Here is a 19,332-nt window from a genome sequence, read left to right as displayed (position 1 = left end):
ACGACAAGGAGTACGAGCATGACCAAGAAGCTCATCATCGGCCCGGCCGAGTGGTTCATCGCCGACGCTGACGCATCCGGTGTGATCCGGCTGGTCCGGGAGGCGATGACCAACCGCACCACCGTCGAGTTGGGGCTCTACGACGGCGCCGGCCGTGCGGTGACCGTGTTCCTCAACGGCGCGACCGCCTCCAGCGTGGTACTCGCCCTCGACCCGACTCCGCGTCCGCCGAGCGAGATGTCCTGACCGATCGGGAAGGTACGTGGCCCGTACGTACGCGACGGGCCACGTACGCATTTCCCGGTATCTCCGTCGCCACGCCTCGCCCGACCGCGACCCCGTCAAGACGATCGATGCAAACGTCGAGGTACGGAGGAGTTCGCCGTGGTCAGTCCCGAACAGCAACCCACCACGACGGATGTCGTCCGTGAGCTGGCCCGGCAGGGCGCGCTCGCACGGCATTTCGCGGCATCGACCGAAGCAGAGCGCCGGCGGCTCCGCGCCGCCGCCACCGAGCTCGCCTGGCCGCTGATCTTCCTGCGCGTGACCAGGCGGGTCGAGCGCGGGCGTGGGCACCACATCTGCGCCATGGGTGTGCAGCGGCTCTCGCCCGACTGCCTCGACCGTTTCCATGACGACGTCGAGGCGGTTCTCGACGACCTGTTCGCCCATGCCGACGTGCCGATCGACAACCTCGAGGGCTGGCTGACCATGCGGATGCGCCGGGCGACAGTGGACGGCTACCGCCGTCGACGTGGTGAACGGGGCGCTCCGCAGCGACCGCGCGTGCCGAACTGGCTGGCCGAGGCGGTGGGCCGGGATCCCTGGTTACTGGACCTGGCCATGGCGATTCTCGACTGGGTCGGCACCGAGGCCACCGCGGGCTCCTCGTTGTGGCCCCTCTCCGCCTGGGCTGCCCGGCGCGCCGTACGCACCGGCGACCACAGCGTCGGAGAGTCGCAGGTCGCCACCGAGATCGAGGCCGTGCTGGCCGCCATGCGGCAGCGCCGGACCTGGTACGAGCGCAACGTGGATCGGCCGCTCGGCCGCAAGCGAGCACCGGTGCACTTCCCGCGGCGTGAATCGTCCGGCGAATACGCCGAGCCCGAGCCGCTCGCCCTGGTCGAGCGGCACGAGAAGGACGACACCCTGATGCTCGAGCTCGCCGCCCAGGCGATCGCACTGATGAAGCGCCGGCGGGACGCCGGCGAGGACGTGCGTGTCCTCGTCACGGAGGTCCTGGGCACGGTGTTCGGCGCGCTCCCGGCGGCCCACGGTCTGGACCGGATCCCCGGCGACGACCCGATCGGCGCGGAGCAGGTCGACGCCCTGGTCGGCGATCCGGACCGGCTCGATCACGTGGTCGAGACGGTGATCGAGCTGCTCAACCGCGCGGATCGTCCGTCAGATCTGTAGAAGGCAGGCCGGAAGGAGCATGATGACCAGCCGTTCGGGAGAGCCCGAGCACGACAGGCGAGCGCGGGCCGCCGCCCGGATCCAGGAGGTGCTCCGGACGACCATCGACGGAAGCCTGCTCGACACTCGGACGACGATCGCCGAGATGGACCGCCTGGCCACGGAGTTCGCCGACGACCTGCCGGTCCGGCGAATGGCCGAGGCCGCACGGTCGGCGCTCGAGATGGCCGCCGGCTATCCCCAGAGCGACGGAGGCGGGATCGGCACGTCGCTGTCGAATCTCGTCGAGTTGCTCGCGGGGAACCCCGAGGCCGACGCGATGCGGGCGATGCTGCCGAGCCTCGTCGCCGCCTACCAGGCCAGTCAGTCCGGCGACCACGACACAGCACTGGCCCTGTTCGCCGACGTGGCGGCACGATCCGCCGATCTTCCGCCGGGGAATCTCCTTCGGGACGCGATGGCCGAGTCCGGGCCGATGGTGCGGGCGCTGGGCGCGACCATGAACGGTGAGGTACCGACGATCCCCGAGGTACGGGCGGGCGGGTTCGCGACGGACCGCGCCACCCAGCTGGTCGCCCGGGGCGGCATGGCGATGCGGCAGGGTGCCGAGACCGACCTCGGCACCATCACCACCGGTGTCGACGACCTGCGTGAGGCCGTGACGCTGAGCCCCGTCACACACCCGCACCACGTGTTCCACCTCGCCTCGCTCGCACTGGGGCTGGCCCATCGCTCGGAAGTGACCGGTTCACTCACCGACGTCGACGAGGCGATCACGGTGCTGGAGCGCGCCCGCGAGTTGGCCGGTGGTCCGGAACACCCGAACTGGTCGTTCGTCAGTGGGATGCTCGCCGGCCTTCGGCGCCGTCGCGGTGAAGCCCAGCCGGCCCGGCTCCACACGTTCGAAGGGCTGCGCGGCTACGCCTGGAGGGTTCTCCTGCAACCTGACCCGACGTCCGCTCGCGCCGTCGCCGCCGAGGCGGCCGACGAGGCGGTGGCGGCCGCCGGCCGGTTCCTGATCGACCACCATCCGGCGGACGCTCTGCGGGCGCTGGACGCAGGCCGCGGGCTGATGTTGTTCGCGGCGACCGAGCTACGCGACCCGTACACCCGGCTGGTCGAGGCGGGGCATCGTGATCTGGCCGACCGATGGCGGGCGGTGGGCGAACCGCCGCCGCGGCTGCGCGGGGAGGTTATCGCGGTACTGACACGCGACACCGGCCTCCTCGACGCGCCTGACCTCGACGAGATCCAGGCGGCGCTGCGCCGGCTCGAGGTGGACGCTCTCGTATATCTGGTTCCGGCGGAATCACCGGCACCGGGCTGGGCGGTGATCGCCCCGGTCGAGGGCCCTGCCCGCTTCATCGCCCTGCCACACCTGTCGATCGCCGAGGGCACCGATGTCGAGCGCCATCTCAGTGCCGTGGCGAGTCGAGCCGGCCGCCTCGTCCGCGAGGTGGATCCGATCGACGGGCCCGCACTCGCCGAAAGCGTCGACGAGTTGTGCGGATGGGCGTGGAAGGCCGCGATGGGGCCGTTGCTCAAGCCGTATCTCGGCCGGGAGCGCCTCCCGCGCCTCGTTCTCATCCCCATGGGGGGCCTCGCCCGCGTGCCGTGGCAGGCGGCACGCGCCCCGGACGGCAGCTACGCCGTGCAGCATGTCGCGCTGACGCAGGCTGTGTCGGCGCGGATGCTGTGCGACACCGCGGCGGCCGAGCCGGTCCCGGCGAGCTCCGGTGGCATGATCGTGGCCGACCCGGACACCGCCGGCCGCGCGTCGGACCTGCGCTCCGCGCGGCTCGAGGCGTACGCGATCCACCAGGTCTTCTATCCGGCCGCCACCTATGTCGGCCGACGCCCGGACGGAAGTGTCAGTCGCTCCGGCGCGGGCACCGCCGACGACGTGCGCACCTGGCTGCGCGCCGACGGTTCCCGGGCCGGCACCATCCTGCACCTCGCGTCGCACGGCGTGATCGAGACAGCTCGGGCATCCGCCTCGTCACGCCTGCTGTTGGCGGACGGCGACCTTGCCGCCGACGAGTTGATGGGCGTCATGACCGAGACCGGGCGCCATCCGATCGCGCTCGTGGTGCTCGCGGCCTGCCACTCGGGCCGGTCGATCCACGGATACGACGAGGCGTACAGCCTCGGCACGATGTTCATGGCGGCGGGCGCGCGCTCGGTGCTGTCGACGCAGTGGAGCGTCCCCGACCAGGAGACGTCCCTGCTCATGTACATGTTTCACCACTTTCTGACGACCGAGCGCCGAGAGCCGTGGGACGCACTGCACCGCGCGCAGCTGTGGATGCTCGACGACGATCGGCAGCCGCCGCGGAAGATGCCTCTCCCGCTGCGCCGAATGCTTGAGGACGCCGACCCCGCACGTGTGGTCGCTTGGGCCGGATTCATCCACTGGGGACGGTAACGAACGGAGGGCGGCGACGCCATGGACGACGACGTGACGAAACTTCAGGATGATCTGTCCCGGTTGCGGGGGCCGGCGCGGCTGCCGACCCTTGTGCGGCTCGGCCACAAGCTGAGCCAGGAGTACTGGCGGGCCGGACCGGGTCAACCCGCCGCACTCGGCAAGCTGTCCTCGGCGCTCGAGGCGTGGCGCGAGGCCTACAGCTTGACAGGTGCGGGCGACGATCCGGCGCGCGGTCAGATCGCCGCCCTCTACGGCTGGCTCCTGGCCACCCGCTACACCGCGCACGGGGGTGCTCCGCAGGATCGGCAGGTCGCCATGTCCGTGCTCGCCGAGGCGACGAAGTTCGCCACCCTGCCGCCGGTGCACGCCACGATGGCACGCCTGATCCTGGGTCAGCTGTTCCTCAGCCGGGCGGTCGAGACGCTGGGTCCGGGCGCTCGCAGTGGATTCCTCGGCGGTCCTCCGGCAGGTGGGAGCGCGGACATCAGCGAGGCCGCCCGGCTGTTTCGCGGGGTCCTGGCCGGGGAGCCGCTCAACCCCGACATCGTTACCGCCGCCCGAACCCTGCTCGACATCACCGAGATGATCCAGCCACTGCTCAGCGGTGATCTGGCCCGCTTCGACCTCGGCAGGCTCAGTGGCTTGGCCTCGGAGCTGAGCCGCTTGCAACGCGGCATGGGTCCGTACCTGTCGGTGCTGAACGCAGACCCGATGGACTATCCGGTCCTCGACATGCCCGGCCCCGCAACCGAGCAGCCGACGATCCCGCCGCGCCGCGCCACCCCCGCCGCGCCGACCCGCCCGTCCACCTCAGCGTCGGCCCGCAGTGCCGCCCGGGAACAACTCGCGGCGCTGGCCCCGGATCCCGTGCTCGCGGTCTGGGAGCAGGCCCGCGCACTACTCACCACCGACCTCACGGTTTCGGCCGCCGACCTGGACGCCTTCGTGGGGGCGGCGGCCAACGCGGTCACCGCCGAGGAGGACGGCCCGCCGGTGGAGCACGGCCTGGACCGGCTGCTGCTCGCGGTTGGGCTGTGCCTACGCCACCGACGCGACGGCATCGGCTGGGGAGACGACGGCGACGAGACGACCGATGCTGCGTTGTCCACCGCAGCCGAACATCTCGCCGCCGCTTCGGACCGTGTCCCGCCTGGGCATCCGGCCGCGATCGTGCTCGTCGAAGCGGTCGGCGCGGTTCTCGACGACACCCGGCCGCTGTCCGGGCCGATCACGGACATCGCCGACAGTTTCTTCTCGTACGCGGAGAAGATCCCCTCCCCGCCGCCCACGGTGACCGCGCTTGCCGAGTTGTGCCGCGCGGTGGCTGCGCTCCGTGACGACGTCCCCCTCGACCTCGATGCCTTCACCACCGCCGTGCCGGCTGACCCCTGGCCGCCGGCGCTGTCCGTCGCGGTCGCGCATGCGCGGCTCGCCGCGGCGGTACGGGCCGGCGAGCCCATCGCCACCGATCCCGCCCTCGGCGAACTGGCCGGACTGCTCGACGCGCTGATCCGCGACGACCGCGACGCCCTCAACGCGTCGCTCGACGCACTCTCGGGACGACAGCCGCCACGGGTGGCCACGGTCCTCGGCGCGGTACGGCTGAAGCTGCACGATCCCGGGGCCGCGATCCCCCTGCTGTCCCGTGCCGCCCGCGCTCTCCACGACAGCGGTCTGCGTACGCGCACCTGGTGGCGGCTCGCCGAGGCGTATCGGCTTCGGGGCGCGGCCGGAGACATCGCGCTCAGCCGCGACGCCGGAGTGAACGCGCTCAGCGGGCCGGACCCGGACCGGCGCCGAGCGGCCCGCTTCGCCGGCTGGATGCTCGCCGACGGACAGGCCGAAGACGCGTTCGTGGCACTGGAGGTCGCCGGGTCCTCGCCCGAAGGACCGGGCGACCAGCTCATCCGCGACGTGTTGTCAGTCGTCATCGGAACAGGACCACGCGCGGCGGACGCCGCAGACCCACCGACCCCGGCGAGGGTAGCCGCCGCACTCCGAGAACTCGCCGCCGCCGCCCTGCTCTATCTGCACCCGACCGACGACGCGGGACGGACCGCCGGAGTGCTCTGCCTCCACGCCGGGACCGACCGGCTCGACCTGCTCGCCAACGTCCCCGTCGCCGATCCGCTGACCTCCGACGACCCTGGGCTGCCGGCGGTCCTGGGAAGGTGGACCAGCGGCAACCTGCTGATCGCCGCGACCGGCGGTCTCGACCGGCTGGCGCTGGCCGCGGCACGCACCGGTGCGGGTCGCCGGTTGGCGCAGGACGTCGCACTGTCGTCTGTGACGTCCGGAGCCCAGGTGGTACGGCTGGCCGCACGACCGGTGACGCCGGTGGAGGCCGAGCCGCTCTTCGTCGTCAACCCACGCGGCGACCGCGACCCGTCGATGGCCGACGTCCTGGTCCTACGACGGTTGTTCTATCCGCGATCGGCCTGCGTGGGGAGATCGCTGGAGCCGGTCGACGCGGCCGGGACACCGGACGACCTGCTCAAGCGGCTACCCGGGGTATCCGTCCTGCACCTGGCCTGCGGAGTTCGAGACGACACGCTCGAACTGGCGGAGGGACGGACGCTGGACATGGCGGGCCTCCACGGCGGACGCGGACTTGCCGTCCTCACGGAGGGCACCGCACCGAGACTGCTGAACGCCGGCTTCACCGGGGTCGTCGGCTGGCGGTGGGAGGTGCCCGCGCCGTTCGCGGCGCTCGCCCTGTTCATGGTCCACCTGCATCTGGTCGACCGGCGGCTGGCCCCCGCGGCGGCGGTCAACGCCACGCAACGCTGGATGCTGGACACCGATCGGGTACTGCCACCGTTCCTGACCGGTGCGCACCTGCACACCGTCACGACGACCGACCTGACCCAGCCGGCCCTGTGGGCCGCTCTGGTGTACCACGGTCGCTGACGGGAGCCGGGATGTCCGAGAGGCTGAAGGAACTGTTGCTCACTGAACTACGACGCGCGGTAGACGTCCGGATCGAGGGCAGTGACGATCCGGACGAGATCACCGCGGAGCTGGTCGGCCGACTGCGGAGGATCAAGGCGATGCGGAGGCAGTGCGAGCATCGATACGGCGGTGGCGGGGAACGGTGACAGGTCCGAGGGCGGCGCCAGGTTTAGCGGCTTGGCGGATGGCTATGAGGGGTGTCGATCCGCAGACCGACGATCGAGGAGAGAGCCGATGGCCAGCGGTGCGATCCCGTCCGACGATCCGACCCGTACCCTCGTCCACGCCCGTCCCGACGACCCCGCCCTCACGCACCTCGCCATCGCGGGCGGCACCTACACGATCCTGGTCACCGGCGAGCAGACCGCCGGCCGGTACTGCCTGATCGACATGCGTGTTCCGCCGGGCGGTGGGCCGCCTCCGCACCGGCACGACTTCGAGGAGATGTTCACGGTGCTCGACGGGGCGGTCGAGTTCACCTTCCGGGGCGAGCAGGCCGTCGCGCGGGCCGGGGAGACGATCAACATCCCGGCGAACGCGCCGCACTTCTTCCGCAACTCCTTCGACCAGCCCGCGCGGCTGCTGTGCATGTGCACGCCGGCCGGGCAGGACGAGTACTTCCTGCACGTCGGCGACAAGGTCGACGGTCCCACCGCGGCGCCACCGGAGCTCACCGACGAGGAGCAGGCCGAGCGCCGGGACCGGGCCGCCGCGCTGGCGGCCGAGTACCGCACCGAGTTGCTCGTCCCATGACCTCCCGGCACGGATCAGCCGTGCCGGGCGGCGACCTCCAGCAGACCTTCGTAGAACGCGACGAGTTCGGTGTCGCTCGGGTCGATCGTCCGTAGGTGGCGGGCCACGCCCTCGGTGAGGGCGGCGGCGATTCGCTCGGCTCGGTCCGGTTCGAGTCGCGGCAGCCTCAGCAGGCTCATCGCCCGGGCGGGCCACAGATACGTCTCCAGGTCGTCGTCCTGAAGCATTCCGGCGGGCACCGACCTGACGATGTCCGCGTAGATGCGGCCCTGGATGTACCACTCCCGGTCGGCGTCGAAGATCACGATCATCACTGCCGTCTCCGCTCCCCCGCGCGCCGGCCGTCTCACACAATTCGATCCAGCCTAGTCGTCATCCTGTGTGGACTCGGACCGCGATCGCAGAGACGCGACGGGCGGGCCCGGTGTCGCGTTCACACCGGGCCCGCCCGTCGCGCGCCTTCCGGAAGTGGGTCAGCTCGTCGCGACGAGCTGGAACCGCTGGTTGGCCTGGCCGTTGCAGTCGTAGAGCTGCACCTGCTGGCCGTTGCCCGTGCCCCAGACGTCGAGGCAGCGGCCGGACTGGACTCCGCTGATGGTGCCGTTGGAGTTGACGTTCCACTGCTGGTTCGTCTGCCCGTTGCAGCTGTAGATCTGGACGGCCGAGCCGTTGCCGGAGCCGGCGGCGTCCAGACACATCGAGCCGTACACGGTCAGTTGCCGGCTGGAGGTGTAGGTCCACCGCTGGTTGGTCTGGCCGTGGCAGTCGTAGAGCTGCACCCGGGTGCCGTTGCTCTGCGAGGAGTTCGGCACGTCGATGCACCGGCCGGACTGGTTGCCGACGATCCGGCTGGCGCCGTTGGTCGGCGGCGGCGTGGTCGGCCCGGCGGTCGGGGTCGTAGTCGGGGTCGCGGTCGCCGTCGTGGTCGGCGTGGGGTTGGGCGTGGCGGCGTTGAGGGCGTTGAGGACCGAGGTGTACGCGGCCTTCTTGTTGCCGCTGCCGTCGAACAGCAGCGGGTTCTCGTTGGAGCGCCAGGAGTCGCTGTCGCGCACGCCCCACACGGTGATGCCGATGCAGCGCGGCACGTTCAGGCACGCCTGGGTCAGCCCGGCGTACTGGCTGGTGGACGAGTTGGTGACGTCGACCTCGGTCAGCGCCACGTCGACGCCGAGGGCGGCGAAGTTCTGCAGCGTGGTCTGGAAGTTGCCGGGCAGCGAGCTGCCGCCGGTGAAGTGGGTCTGCAACCCGACGCAGTCGATCGGGACGCCGCGCGACTTGAAGTCCCGGATCATGTTGTAGACGCCCTGCGTCTTGCCGTACGACCAGTTCTCGATGTTGTAGTCGTTGTAGCAGAGCTTGGTCGACGGGTCGGCCGCCCGCGCGGTGCGGAACGCGACCTCGATCCAGTCGTTGCCGGTGCCCTGGAGGTTGGAGCTGCGGCGGCTGCCGTCCTCGTTGAACGCCTCGTTCACCACGTCCCACGCGGCGAGCTTGCCCCGGTAGTGGGCCATCACGCCGTTGATGTGGTCGATCATCGCCTGGCGCAGGTTGCTGCCGTTCAGGCTCTGCATCCAGCCGGGCTGCTGCGCGTGCCACGCCAGGGTGTGGCCGCGGACCTGGAGGCCGCGCTGGGTGGCCCAGTTGTAGATCTGGTCACCCGAGGAGAAGTTGAACTGGCCCCGGTTGGGCTGCAGCGCTTCCGGCTTCATCTCGTTCTCGGCCGTGATCATGTTGAACTCACGCGCCGCGATGGTGCTGTACGTCGAGTCGTTCAGCCGGTTCGCCGCGATGGCGGTGCCGAAGTAGCGGCCCGACTGTGCCGCGGCGGCACCGAGCGTGCTCGCCGCTGCCTGAGCCAGGCTGGGCACCACGAGCGCGGCACCGGCCAGTGCCAGCGCGCTGGTGACGGCGGCCAGCACCACGCGGTGGCTGCGCCTCGGTAGATGTTTCATGACACTCCTCTGCATATCGGACGATGATGCGCTGGCGATGCCCGGCTGGACGCGGGTGGGAGCCGGCGGTGCGCCCACCCCCGCGTCACTGCCCTGAAACTTTTCGAAGATGTACCGGTAACTTCCCTGGGAAGATATCCGCGACGGCACGATCGGTCAATGTCGATGTCAACGCGAACATGGACTCAACCGGCTGATCAGCGCGGGAGTCCACAGATGTCCGTGAGAGCGAAGCGCGACGAGAGCTGCGCCCAGGACCGAAAGTTTCGGAAAATCCCGGCGCGACTGGTCAGCGATCGACCGCGGCGTCGTACCGCTCGCGGTTGGCGTGCACCTCGTCCATGTGCGCCTCGGCCCACACCTTGATGCCGTACGTCAGCCGGTGCAGCGACAGGCCGAGGTCGGTCAGCTCGTAGGTGACCGTCACCGGCACGCTCGGCGTCACGGTGCGGGTGACCAGGCCGTCGCGTTCCAGTGAGCGCAACGTCTGCGTGAGCATCTTCTGGCTGACCCCGGCCAGCCTGCGGGACAGTTCGGAGTACCGCATGACCTGCGGCTCCGCGTGGTGATCGGGACCGTCACGGCCGAGCGCGGCCAGGATCAGCGCCACCCACTTGTCGGAGATCCGGTCCAGGAGTTGCCGGCTCGGGCAGCCGGCGAGGAACGCGTCGTACTCGGCCCGCGCCTGCGCCCGCTTCTGCGCCGCCGTCTGCGTCGGCATCGTCCGCGCCTCCCACCCGGGTACCCAACGCACTCCGAAGTGCGTACTTCCCGAAAGAAAGTTACCCCTCCATCGTGGAGCAGGTCACCCCTCAAGAACAAAGGAGACCCCATCATGGGTACGCGTACCTTCCGCACCGCAGTCGTCCGCACCCCGGGCGGACCCGGCGCGATCGAGATCGTCGACGTCCCGGAGCGCGAGCCGGGGCCCGGCGAGGTCCGGGTGGCGGTCGCGGCAGCGGCGGTCAACCCCGTCGACCTCGGGGTGGCGGGCGGCTTCTTCCACTCGCTGGGGCTGATCGACCAGCCGCACCACACCGGCCTGGGCTGGGACTTCGCCGGCACCGTCGACGCCGTCGGCCCGGGCGTGGACCTGACCGCCGGCACCCGGGTCGCCGGTCTGGTGGTCGGGTTCGACCGCGACTACGGCACGTACGCCGAGCAACTCGTCGTGCCCGCGGCCGACCTCGCCGTCGTACCCGAAGATCTGGACCTGGTGGCGGCGGCGACAGTGCCGCTCAACGGGCTGGCCGCGGCGCAGGTCGTCGATCTGCTCGGCGAGCCGCCCGCCGGTGGCCGGCTGCTGGTCACCGGGGCGGCCGGCGCGGTCGGCGGCTACGTCCTCACGCTCGCCTCGGCCCGGGGATGGCGGGTGACCGGCCTGGCGCGGGCCGGGGACGAGAAGTTCGTCCGCGGACTCGGCGCCGGCTTCGCCACCGACGCCGAACCGGGCTGGGACGCGGTCGCCGACGCCGCCGCGTGGCAGGAGCGGGCGCTCGCCCTGGTCCGCGACGGCGGCGTGTTCGTCGGCGTGCGGCCCAACGCGCAGCCGGCCGCCGAGCGCGGCGTCGCCGTCCGCGTGATCGAGACCCGCGCCGACGGGGTACGCCTCGCCGACCTGCTCGCCCGCACCGCGGCCGGTGAGCTGCCGGCCCGGGTGCACGCGGTCCTGCCGCTGGACCGGGCGGCGGACGCGCACCGGGCGATGGCCGAGGGCGGGGTACGCGGGCGCTACGTGCTGCGCCCCTGACCGCCGCGCGCCCGGTCCAGCACCTCCTCGACGGTGAGTGGACTGCGCGGATGGTGGGTGAGCGACAGCGGGGTGCGGATCTTGCGGGGTGCGGCGCCCTCGGCAGCGAGGTAGAACTCGCCCACCGTGAGGCGGGAGATGTCCGGCACGTCGCCGCCCTTCGCCCGGGCCATCTCGCGGGCCGCCTCGATCTGGATCGGGCTGTTCATCAGACCGTAGAGCTGGGTCGCCGCGTTGCCGGGAATGCGGTTGTGCAGCCCCTTCGGCGCCTGGGTGGCGAAGACCAGCCCCAGCCCGTACTTGCGGGCCTGGGCGGCGAGCGCCAGCGTGCTCTGGGTGCACGCGGTCATCGCTCCGGACGGGGCGAACGTCTGCGCCTCGTCCATGATGAGCAGCCCGAGCAGCGGGCGGTCACCGGCCGGGTTCTTCTTGATCCAGGCGAACAACGCCATCTGAAGCTGGTTGACGAAGCTCTGCCGTACGTCGTCGGACGGCAGGCCCACCAGGCTGACCACGGAGACGCGAGCCCGCTTGCCGGGTGCGGGGGTGAGGAGCACGCCGGGGTCCATCGGCGTGCCCTCGCCGCCGAACAGCGGGTCGTTCACCATGGCGGCGGTGAGGGTCTGCGCCAGGCTGAGGCCGATCTTGTCGGCGTCGTCCAGGTCGATGATCCCGTCCGGCAGGTCGGCGAGCGTGTCGACGAGGCCCTGCAACCGCGAGCCGCCGCGCCGGCCGTAGTGCTCGACGGCCTTGCGCAGCACGGCCAGCCCGAGGTGCGCCCGGGTGGCCCGGCCGGTCACCATGGCGCGCGGCGCGAGCGACGCGACGGCCGCCTCGACGGCCTCGGCGAACTCGTCCGGGTCGTCGCGTACGCCGGTGAAGTCGGGCAGCGGCTGGAAGCTCAGCGGACGGCCCGAGTTGCGGCGCGGCGTCCAGACGACGACGTCGGTGTGCGCGAGGTAGTCCCTGGCCCGGTCCGCGTCACCCGGTCGCCACTGCGTCGGCGGCTCGGGCCATCCCTCGCCGAGGCGGGCGAGGTCGTTGTTGGGGTCGAGCACGATGGCCGAGACGCCCGCGAGCGCGCACTCCTCGACGATGCGGCGGATGAGGACGGTCTTGCCGGAGCCGGACCCGGCGAAGATCGTGGTGTGCTTGCGCAGCGCCTCCAGCGCCAGCGGCACCGGTTCCCCGTCGTCGTACCCGTGCCCGACGACGAAGGAGGGATCGGCCGGGCCGGTGGCAGCGGCGGCGGGCGGTGCCGGCTCGGCGGGTTCCGGCGGCGGTCCGGCGTCGGTGGTCCACCGGTCCACGTCGGCCAGCGCGTGCTGGAGGAACTTCAGCTCCCGGGTCGGCCGGCGCTCGGCCAGCCAGCCCTGAAGCTCCATGGTGGCCTCGGCGAGCATGACCCGCAGCGCGGACAGGATGCGCACGTCCTCGTCGTCGAGGCCGAGCGTCTGACCCCCCGCCTCGGTGAACGCGCCGACCGCCTTGCGGGTGGCAGCGCTGGCCGACCAGGCGCGGTTGCGCAGCAGGAACAGCTTCCGTCGGCCCGATCCGGTGTCGAGGGCGGCGGCCACGCTCGCCTTGCGGAGCCGGGCCAGCGCGGCGTTGCCGTGGTGGTCGTCGCCGATCGCCCGGAAACACCAGTGCACCTGGTCCTCGGTGCGCTCGTCGAGCGTGAGCCGCAGCCGGGCGTGCAGCGGCGGGTCGGTGCTCGGCGGCGGGTCGACGCTGAACGCCTCGCCCGCGTCGCCCCGCTCCAGGATCCAGGCGGTGAGCCCGGCGGCGAGCAGCGGCGGCACCGCCTCGTCCTCGGACGCGCGCCGGAGCGGGCCGGTGACGTCGGCGGCCTCCCGCAGCTCGGCGAATCGGGCGTCGTAACGGTCCATCTCCTCGCCGGTGGCGGTCACCGGGGCAGGCCGGGGCGCGCGCGGCTCGGCCGTGGGCGGCTCGCCGAGCGTGGTCATCTCCCGGACCTGGTCGTCGGCGATGCACTCGCGGATGTGCCGGTCGATCTCGATGAGCAGTTGGCGCGGGGTGAAGGCACCGGCCTCGGTGAAGGCACGCGGGGCCACCGGCCACGACGGGTACGGCGGCACGAAACCCGCCTCCCGGTAGCGGAGGGTGAACCGCTTCTCGATGATCGCCCGGGCCAGGTCGGCGTCGTCGATCCGGCGCAGCGGCGGAGCTTCGCGGAACCGGTCGGCCACCGTGTCGGCCGCGGCGGACTTGATGACGGTCCACGAGTTCGGGATGCAGGCGAGCACGGTGAGTGTGCGCCGGGTCGTCTGCCGCAACGCCATCAGGCCGTCCGCCATCCGGGCCAGCATCAGCGCCTGTTCGGGACTCATGGCGGCGGCACCGGCCAGGGCCGGGTCGCTCTGGATCGCCAGCTGGGCGATGAGCGTGTCGATCTGGTCGATCGCCACGACCGACGGGCCGGTGAGGGCGAGCAGCCAGGACAGGTCCTGCACGATCTGCTGGGCCGGGCGCGGAACCCGGCGCATGCCCCAGGCAGCACGTTCCCCGGCGACCATCTCCTCACCGGAGAGGAAGTAGTTCTCCGCCACGTCGCGGTGGGAGATGTCCTCGGAGGCGCTGAGCGCGAGCGCACGCGCCGTCTCCTGGCAGGTGCGGGCCGCGTGCCTGTCGAAGTCCCCGAGCCCTTCCAGGAAGGCGTCGAGCGCCGCCTTGGTCAGTTCGGTGTCGCCCATGACGGCTCGGCGCGCCGTCCGTGGTGCCCCTACCATCGCGGACAGCCGCCGCAGCAGCAGTTTGAGCTGCGTCTCGCGACTGCCGGGCACCGGCCGGGACAGGCCGTCGAGCATCGCGGCGAGCACGCCGTCCCAGAAGCCGCCGGCGTCGAGCAGGCCGACCAGGAAGAAGTAGCCGCCGCGCTCCTGCACCTGCTGGCGGACGACGCCCAGCAGGTGGGTCTTGCCGGAGCCGCGCTGGCCCTGGACGACCAGGCCGAGCGGGCTGCCGTGCGGGTTCGACGCGGCCTCGTCCACCCCGGCGAGGACGTCCCGGACGACGGGTACGTGCAGGCCGTCGACGTGGAAGGGCAGCGGGCGCCACACGTCGTCGGGCACCGGCGCCCAGTCGAACCGCAGGGCGGCCAGCGCGTTCCGTTCCGCCTCGTTCATTACACGCCGATCGCCAGCAGGTGGTTGTCCTGGCCGCCGAGGCGAAGCGCGGCCTCGGTGTCGGCCCCGGTGAGCGTCTTCTGGTTCGACTCCGGCGCGATGGTGACGCCCTCGGAGCGGCTGAGCCGGCGCAGGGTCTCGTCCAGGTCGTCGCGCGGCACGTCGGCGAAGAACGGCCGCAGCCGCCGCAGGCTCACCCAGGCGCCGGGCTCGTCGGCGAGCGCCCGGTACGCGGCGACCACACGCGCCTCCAGCGACCCGGCAGGCTCAGCGGCGGGCGCGCGCACGTCGGTGAGCGCGAACAGCTCGGCGAGCGTCGCGCAGCCGCTGCGGGCCAGAACACGATCACGCAGGCTCACCTGCAAAGCGGTGAGCGCGGCACCGAGCGCGCTCGCGCCCCGCAGCGCGAAGTCCAGCTCGCTCTGCATCCGTACCCAGCCCTTGTCGTCCAGTTGCAGGGCGTACGTCGGCCCGCTCTTGCGGCTGGCGACGTAGTGCAGGCGGGTGAGCTTGTCGCGCTGCGGCTTGCGTACGACCAGGCCGTAGCGGTCCCGCAGTTCGGTGCTCAGCACCTCCCGCGCCTCGGCCATGAGCACGACGAGGATCGCGCTCTCGGATGCGGTCAGGTCATCGCCGGCCATGGTGCCGTCCTTCCGCCAGGTCTCGGCGACGTGCCCGCAGATAGGTACCGATCTGCGTGACCACGGTGCCGACGTCGTGGATTACTCGGGCGTTGGTGAAGCGCAGGACGGCGTAGCCGTCCAGTTGCAGCTGGACGTCACGTTGCCGGTCGGCCTCGAAGCGGACCGGGCGGCAGTGCTCCGGGCCGTCGATCTCCACCACGCACCGCTCGTCCGGCCACACTAGATCCAGGCGTACCGGCGCGGAAAGGCGGTGCGACTGGTAGTTCTGGTTCCATCTCCGTCCGGCCGACCAGCTCTGCGCGGCCAGCGCCGCCTCCAGGCGCTTCTCGGCGCCGCTGCCGGGATGCGGCCGGCCCGCCACCGGCGCGGGCCCGGCCGGCCCGGCCGGCGGCGCGACGGGGAAGGCCGGAAGCCCTTCCAGCCCGGCCGCGCCGGCTCCGGCCAGCCAGACCGGCGGGCCGCCGTGCTGCACGAGCCACGCGCCCCCGGCCGCGACCACCGCGGCGTCGCCGTGGACCGGCTCGACGACCAGCACCACCTTCCGCCGCCCGAACGCGTCGGCGACGAGACGCGCCAGCGCAGCGGCCCGGGCGCGCAACGGGAGCGTCGTGGTACCTGGCCGTCGCCCGGTCACCGCGAAGACGGCCAGGTCGGACAGGAACGAACCGGGGTAGCGGTCACGGCGCGAGCGCGCGGCGGCCGCGGCCCGCACGGCGGCGAGTCCGGAGGTGTCCGGGCGGACGTCGTGCGCCGCCTCGGGCAGCCAGGCCGGCAGCAGCTCGACGGCTACCTGTTCGAGCCGGTCCAGCGCGGCGTGCACGAAGTCCGCGGGCATGGCGTACGCCGAAGCCGGGCGGTGCACGACGGCGGCCAGCTCCGCGTGGTCGCGCGCGACCATCATGGCGACCGCGTCGGTGTCAGCGCCGGGCAGGGCGACGACGCGATCGGTCGGCAGACCGGCGAGGACCGGGTCCATGCAGCGTCGACCCTCCCCCACCGTCGACCCTGGGCGTCGGAGGACCAGAGTACGAATCGTCTTCGGCCGGCGCCAGCCCCGATACGCCGGACGGCGACGAAGCGGCGACGCTCAGGTGATGTCGCGGCGCATCGGGACGACCACGGCGATCGCTGCGGCGGCCAGCGCGTACCCGGTCAGCAGCAGGGCGCCGGCCGCCGGTGGCAGGAGCGCGACGGCGTCGTTGCCGAGCTGCGCGGACATCGCGTCGGCGACGTACGTGAAGTCGGTGAGCGCGGCGGTGGCTCCGCCGGGCAGGAGCGGGTAGAGCGCGTTGACGCCGGGGATCATCATCAGTACGGGCTCGGCCAGGTACAGGTAGCCGACCACGACGCACACGGCCGCGACCTGGTTGCGGAGCAGCGCGCCCACGCCGGTGCCGACGAGCAGGTAGACAGCCATCGCGACGCCGATGCGGGCGAGCAGCGCCAGCACTGTGGGGGCGGGCATGCCCAGCGACACGCCACGCAGGGCGGCGACCGTGAACAGGGCCACCGCGGCGGAGCCGGCCAGCGCGATCCCGTAGCCGAGGCCGACGATCGCGTGGGTGGCGAGTTTCGCGGCGAGCACCCGCCCTCGGCGCGGCGCGAACATGAACGTGACGGCGGCGGTGCCGTGCCGGTATTCCGACGTGGCAGCGAGGGCGCCGGCGGCGGCCGGCACGAAGGCGGTGAAGCCGAGGATGCCGAGGATCGACCGCAGGCCCTCCTCGGTGTGCAGTCCGGGCATCGGCGGGTCGAAGTTCTCCGGCCCGACGAGCGCCATCAGCCCGACCAGGCCGCCACCGAGCGCGACGGCGGCGAGCAGCAGCCCGCCCCACATCCGGGTCGCCAGCACCCGGCGTAGTTCCGCTCTGAGCAGGTTCATCGGGCCTCCGCCGGGTCGGTGGTCAGGTCGAGGAAGAGCTGTTCGAGGCTTGTGGTCTCGGTGACCAGCTCGTGGATCCGCAGACGGTGGTCCGCGGCGAGGTCGGCGACGCGCGGCGCGTCCAGTCCGCGTACCCGCAGCCGGCCGGGTCCGGCGGCCTCGACGGACCCGGCGGCGGCCGTCAGCGCGGAGGCCAGGGGGTCCGCGTCCGGCGAGGTGACGAGCACCGTCGGCGGGCCGGTGAGCCGGGACCACGGCCCGGCGGCGACGAGTTCGCCGCGCCGGATCACCACCACGTCGTCCACCACCTGCTGGACCTCGTGCAGGACGTGGCTGGAGACCAGCACGGTGCGGCCCTCGTCGGCGAGCCGGCGCAGCAGGCCGCGCAGCCACGACATGCCTTCCGGGTCCAGGCCGTTCGACGGTTCGTCGAGCAGCAGGACGCGGGGGTCGCCGAGCAGCGCCGTGGCGAGACTGAGCCGTTGGCGCATGCCGGTGGAGAACCCTCGGGTACGACGGTCGGCGGCGTGCGCGAGGCCGAGCAGGTCCAGCAGCTCCGCGACGCGGCTGTCCGGGCAGCCGGCCATCGCGGCGTAGAGGCCCAGGTGGTCACGGGCGGTGTGTCCGGGGTGGAACGCGTTGCCGTCGAACACCGCGCCGACGGTCCGTGACGGCTGGGCCAGCCGGCCGTAGGGCTGTCCGCCGATCGTGGCTGTGCCGCTGGTCGGCGTCACCAGCCCGGTCAGCATCCGCAGCGTGGTGGTCTTGCCGGCGCCGTTCGGGCCGAGGAAGCCGGTGACCGCGCCGGGCCGTACGGTGAAGGTAAGATCGCGTACGGCGGTGACGTCGCCGTAGCGTTTGGTCAGGCCCGACGCCTCGATCGGCAGGTGGTCGCCGGTCATGCCCGGTTCCTCGTCGCACGCTCGATCGTCTCGGCGAGGCCCGCTGCTGCAGGGTCGGAGACCACGACCTCGTCGAACTCTCCGCCGGCTGCCGCGCGGTCCAGCATGAGGTGCAGGCCGGGCTGACCCCGCCGGGCCGCCACGAGTTGGCGGGGGCCGCCGAAGATGCCCCAGACGCCGATCTTGGCGAAGCCGGACACCGCGTACCCGCGCCGGGCGCCGCGCGCCAGCCGGATCGGCTCGTCCGCCGGTGCGGCGTGCCGCACGGCGGCCAGGCGCAGCGCGAACCGCTCCCGCCCGACCCACATCCGTTCCCATCCGGTGAACCGGATGTCGATCACATCGCCGTTGAGCATTACGGAGGCCATCAGTCGTCGCCCTTCGTCGTGTCGGAGTCGTGCGCTGATGTGTGCGTGTCGCCGGGGGTCGCCTGGCGGTCGGCGGGCATCAGGATGGTCGCCAGCAGCCGGGGGGTCCGTCCGTCGCCGGGCCCTCTGGCGAGCAACGGGCCGACCAGCGCGTTGAGCCCGGCTGCGAACTCGTGCAGCTCGGCGTCGGTCAGGTGCAGTACGAGCTGCTGGTATCCGACGCCGTCGGCGACGAAGTCGACGGAGTCCCGCGCGAGGTAGCGGGAGAACTCGGACAGCAGGCTCGACACGAACGCCGTGAAGTAGCGCGCGTGGTCCTCGGGCGTCGCCGTCGCCAGGGCCGCGGGGTCCAGCGCCGCGCCGTGCGCGGGCAGCGCGTACACCCGCTCGACGGCGCCGCGGACCTTGCGCTCCTCCACCACGTCGAGCATTCCGGTCTTCACGAGCGTCGCCAGGTGCCGGTAGAGCGTGGCGTGCGGGATGTCGGGAAGCAGCTCGGCCAGGTCGTGCGTGGTCACCCGGGTGCCCGCCACGGCACGCAGGACGCGGAGCCGCACCGGGTGCAGCGCCACCTCCGCCCACCGCTCCATCGACGTCGCCATGGCCGAACGCTATCACTATCGAGAGTGATAGCGGTAGTGAGTGGAGCAACCGGACGCGAAAAGCCGGTCGATTAGACGGGCGGGCGGGTGTGGTGGGCAAGCACTCGCGACAGGAGCCGGGTCAGGTCCGCGCGCTCGTCCGGCGACAGCGGCGCGAGCAGGTCGTCCTGGACGGCGGCGAGCCGCTTCTCCAGCCGCCGCAACTGCCGCCGCCCGGCCGCGGTGATGGTGACGATGTTGCGCCGCCGGTCGGCCGGGTCCGGGCTGCGGGTGACGAACTCCCGCTCGGCGAGTTCGTTGAGCGCCGCCACCACGTCGCTGACATGGATGCCACTGCGCCGGCCGAGCGCCGCCTGACTGGCCGGGCCGAACTCGTCGAGCGTGGCGAGCAGCCGGAAGTGGTAACCCCGCGCGTCGACAGCGGCGAGGCCGTCGGCGACCAGCCGGCCGGCGCGTACGGCGGTCTGGGTGATCAGCCAGCTCGGCAGGCCGGCCAGACGGGTCGGTACGAGGTCCGGCTCCGGGTTCTCCACGTGC

At 72.3% G+C, this 19,332-nt stretch carries 18 protein-coding genes; 7 read left to right on the top strand and 11 right to left on the bottom strand.

Going from position 1 to position 19,332, the window contains the following annotated elements; genetic code table 11:
• Nucleotides 1–18: 18 nt before the first annotated feature.
• The 6 genes from GA0070562_RS02260 to GA0070562_RS02240 all read left to right on the top strand — a co-directional run bounded on the left by GA0070562_RS02260 (nt 19) and on the right by GA0070562_RS02240 (nt 7,549).
• The gene (locus GA0070562_RS02260) at nt 19–246 is read left to right on the top strand and encodes a hypothetical protein (protein ID WP_091414261.1); all 228 of its coding nucleotides are present in this window, start codon (nt 19–21) and stop codon (nt 244–246) included.
• Nucleotides 247–384: 138 nt separating this feature from the next.
• Entirely contained in the window at nt 385–1,416 is a 1,032-nt protein-coding gene (locus GA0070562_RS02255) for a hypothetical protein (protein WP_091414259.1), read from the top strand.
• Between the two features lie 22 nt (nt 1,417–1,438).
• The gene (locus GA0070562_RS02250) at nt 1,439–3,841 is read left to right on the top strand and encodes a CHAT domain-containing protein (RefSeq protein ID WP_139135418.1); all 2,403 of its coding nucleotides are present in this window, start codon (nt 1,439–1,441) and stop codon (nt 3,839–3,841) included.
• A gap of 33 nt (nt 3,842–3,874) precedes the next feature.
• Nucleotides 3,875–6,754, top strand: a complete 2,880-nt coding sequence (locus tag GA0070562_RS02245) for a CHAT domain-containing protein (protein WP_175438595.1) — start codon at nt 3,875–3,877, stop codon at nt 6,752–6,754.
• Between the two features lie 11 nt (nt 6,755–6,765).
• Nucleotides 6,766–6,942, top strand: coding sequence for a hypothetical protein (locus GA0070562_RS30140; RefSeq protein WP_175438594.1), 177 nt, complete (start codon nt 6,766–6,768; stop codon nt 6,940–6,942).
• Between the two features lie 88 nt (nt 6,943–7,030).
• Entirely contained in the window at nt 7,031–7,549 is a 519-nt protein-coding gene (locus GA0070562_RS02240) for a cupin domain-containing protein (protein ID WP_091414253.1), read from the top strand.
• Between the two features lie 14 nt (nt 7,550–7,563).
• Here GA0070562_RS02240 and GA0070562_RS02235 read toward each other — a convergent pair whose 3' ends face one another.
• The 3 genes from GA0070562_RS02235 to GA0070562_RS02225 all read right to left on the bottom strand — a co-directional run bounded on the left by GA0070562_RS02235 (nt 7,564) and on the right by GA0070562_RS02225 (nt 10,222).
• Complete coding sequence (locus GA0070562_RS02235) at nt 7,564–7,860, bottom strand: hypothetical protein (RefSeq protein WP_254663732.1); 297 nt, start codon at nt 7,858–7,860, stop codon at nt 7,564–7,566.
• A 162-nt stretch (nt 7,861–8,022) separates the two neighbouring features.
• Nucleotides 8,023–9,501, bottom strand: coding sequence for an endo-1,4-beta-xylanase (locus tag GA0070562_RS02230; RefSeq protein WP_091414248.1), 1,479 nt, complete (start codon nt 9,499–9,501; stop codon nt 8,023–8,025).
• Between the two features lie 289 nt (nt 9,502–9,790).
• Nucleotides 9,791–10,222 carry a winged helix-turn-helix transcriptional regulator gene (locus tag GA0070562_RS02225; RefSeq protein WP_091414246.1) on the bottom strand — a complete coding sequence of 144 codons (432 nt, stop codon included), beginning with the start codon at nt 10,220–10,222 and terminating at the stop codon, nt 9,791–9,793.
• Between the two features lie 114 nt (nt 10,223–10,336).
• Here GA0070562_RS02225 and GA0070562_RS02220 point away from each other — a divergent pair, with 114 nt between their 5' ends.
• Nucleotides 10,337–11,251, top strand: a complete 915-nt coding sequence (locus tag GA0070562_RS02220; RefSeq protein WP_091414244.1) for an NADP-dependent oxidoreductase — start codon at nt 10,337–10,339, stop codon at nt 11,249–11,251.
• Here the strand turns inward: GA0070562_RS02220 and GA0070562_RS02215 are convergent.
• The 8 genes from GA0070562_RS02215 to GA0070562_RS02180 form a co-directional block, all read right to left on the bottom strand.
• Nucleotides 11,233–14,397 carry an ATP-binding protein gene (locus GA0070562_RS02215; protein WP_091414241.1) on the bottom strand — a complete coding sequence of 1,055 codons (3,165 nt, stop codon included), beginning with the start codon at nt 14,395–14,397 and terminating at the stop codon, nt 11,233–11,235. The two genes, GA0070562_RS02220 and GA0070562_RS02215, sit on opposite strands and share 19 nt — an antisense overlap.
• Nucleotides 14,397–15,038, bottom strand: coding sequence for a hypothetical protein (locus GA0070562_RS02210; RefSeq protein WP_091414239.1), 642 nt, complete (start codon nt 15,036–15,038; stop codon nt 14,397–14,399). Before GA0070562_RS02210 ends, GA0070562_RS02215 begins: the two co-directional genes overlap by 1 nt.
• Nucleotides 15,025–16,017, bottom strand: coding sequence for an endonuclease domain-containing protein (locus GA0070562_RS02205; protein WP_091414237.1), 993 nt, complete (start codon nt 16,015–16,017; stop codon nt 15,025–15,027). Before GA0070562_RS02205 ends, GA0070562_RS02210 begins: the two co-directional genes overlap by 14 nt.
• Nucleotides 16,018–16,128: 111 nt before the next feature.
• Nucleotides 16,129–16,923: a GumC domain-containing protein gene (locus GA0070562_RS02200; RefSeq protein WP_091414235.1), complete on the bottom strand. Its 795-nt coding sequence runs from the start codon at nt 16,921–16,923 to the stop codon at nt 16,129–16,131.
• Nucleotides 16,920–17,825 carry an ABC transporter ATP-binding protein gene (locus GA0070562_RS02195; RefSeq protein ID WP_091414234.1) on the bottom strand — a complete coding sequence of 302 codons (906 nt, stop codon included), beginning with the start codon at nt 17,823–17,825 and terminating at the stop codon, nt 16,920–16,922. Before GA0070562_RS02195 ends, GA0070562_RS02200 begins: the two co-directional genes overlap by 4 nt.
• Nucleotides 17,822–18,193: a hypothetical protein gene (locus GA0070562_RS02190; protein WP_091414233.1), complete on the bottom strand. Its 372-nt coding sequence runs from the start codon at nt 18,191–18,193 to the stop codon at nt 17,822–17,824. Before GA0070562_RS02190 ends, GA0070562_RS02195 begins: the two co-directional genes overlap by 4 nt.
• Nucleotides 18,193–18,795 (bottom strand): helix-turn-helix domain-containing protein, encoded by a 603-nt coding sequence (locus GA0070562_RS02185; RefSeq protein WP_254663707.1) that lies wholly within the window; start codon nt 18,793–18,795, stop codon nt 18,193–18,195. The genes GA0070562_RS02190 and GA0070562_RS02185 overlap by 1 nt, the downstream gene beginning before the upstream one ends.
• Nucleotides 18,796–18,866: 71 nt before the next feature.
• Nucleotides 18,867–19,328, bottom strand: a complete 462-nt coding sequence (locus tag GA0070562_RS02180) for a MarR family winged helix-turn-helix transcriptional regulator (protein WP_091414231.1) — start codon at nt 19,326–19,328, stop codon at nt 18,867–18,869.
• Nucleotides 19,329–19,332 lie beyond the last annotated feature (4 nt).

The sequence above is a fragment of the Micromonospora tulbaghiae genome, from assembly GCF_900091605.1.
Lineage (GTDB): Bacteria > Actinomycetota > Actinomycetes > Mycobacteriales > Micromonosporaceae > Micromonospora > Micromonospora tulbaghiae.
Note: the sequence above shows the minus strand (reverse complement) of the source record. Positions and strands in the feature narration are given on the sequence as shown.

Coding starts and splice junctions, on each gene's coding strand:
- GA0070562_RS02260 (WP_091414261.1), top strand. CDS start 19: ATGACCAAGAAGCTCATCATCGGCCCGGCCGAGTGGTTCATCGCCGAC.
- GA0070562_RS02250 (WP_139135418.1), top strand. CDS start 1,439: ATGACCAGCCGTTCGGGAGAGCCCGAGCACGACAGGCGAGCGCGGGCC.
- GA0070562_RS30140 (WP_175438594.1), top strand. CDS start 6,766: ATGTCCGAGAGGCTGAAGGAACTGTTGCTCACTGAACTACGACGCGCG.
- GA0070562_RS02240 (WP_091414253.1), top strand. CDS start 7,031: ATGGCCAGCGGTGCGATCCCGTCCGACGATCCGACCCGTACCCTCGTC.
- GA0070562_RS02235 (WP_254663732.1), bottom strand. CDS start 7,860: ATGATCGTGATCTTCGACGCCGACCGGGAGTGGTACATCCAGGGCCGC.
- GA0070562_RS02230 (WP_091414248.1), bottom strand. CDS start 9,501: ATGAAACATCTACCGAGGCGCAGCCACCGCGTGGTGCTGGCCGCCGTC.
- GA0070562_RS02225 (WP_091414246.1), bottom strand. CDS start 10,222: ATGCCGACGCAGACGGCGGCGCAGAAGCGGGCGCAGGCGCGGGCCGAG.
- GA0070562_RS02220 (WP_091414244.1), top strand. CDS start 10,337: ATGGGTACGCGTACCTTCCGCACCGCAGTCGTCCGCACCCCGGGCGGA.
- GA0070562_RS02215 (WP_091414241.1), bottom strand. CDS start 14,397: ATGAACGAGGCGGAACGGAACGCGCTGGCCGCCCTGCGGTTCGACTGG.
- GA0070562_RS02210 (WP_091414239.1), bottom strand. CDS start 15,038: ATGGCCGGCGATGACCTGACCGCATCCGAGAGCGCGATCCTCGTCGTG.
- GA0070562_RS02205 (WP_091414237.1), bottom strand. CDS start 16,017: ATGGACCCGGTCCTCGCCGGTCTGCCGACCGATCGCGTCGTCGCCCTG.
- GA0070562_RS02200 (WP_091414235.1), bottom strand. CDS start 16,923: ATGAACCTGCTCAGAGCGGAACTACGCCGGGTGCTGGCGACCCGGATG.
- GA0070562_RS02195 (WP_091414234.1), bottom strand. CDS start 17,825: ATGACCGGCGACCACCTGCCGATCGAGGCGTCGGGCCTGACCAAACGC.
- GA0070562_RS02190 (WP_091414233.1), bottom strand. CDS start 18,193: ATGGCCTCCGTAATGCTCAACGGCGATGTGATCGACATCCGGTTCACC.
- GA0070562_RS02185 (WP_254663707.1), bottom strand. CDS start 18,795: ATGGCGACGTCGATGGAGCGGTGGGCGGAGGTGGCGCTGCACCCGGTG.